Origin of the sequence: Mesorhizobium sp. (assembly GCF_005063415.1) — a bacterium.
Taxonomy (GTDB): domain Bacteria; phylum Pseudomonadota; class Alphaproteobacteria; order Rhizobiales; family Rhizobiaceae; genus Mesorhizobium.
Genome location: NZ_SUEG01000452.1, coordinates 1 through 211, shown reverse-complemented (window position 1 = coordinate 211; position 211 = coordinate 1). Strand labels below are relative to the sequence as shown.

General features: G+C 63.0%; 1 pseudogene. It reads left to right on the top strand.

Annotated elements, in window-relative coordinates:
- Positions 1-211, top strand: a pseudogene (locus E5W70_RS33020) (heavy metal translocating P-type ATPase); the annotation flags it as partial.

Below are 211 nucleotides of genomic sequence, written 5' to 3'. Positions count from 1 at the left end.
CCATTGAAAGCGCCGACATCGTGCTGATGAAGAGCGATCCCTACGATGTGGTCGGCGCGATGGCGCTCTCGCGGGCCACGCTGAACAAGATGCACCAGAACCTGTGGTGGGCGGTCGGATACAATCTCATCGCCTTTCCGATCGCGGCGGGCGTCCTCTACCCGTTCCTGCTGAGCCCCGAGCTTGCGGCGCTGGCAATGTCGGGCAGTTC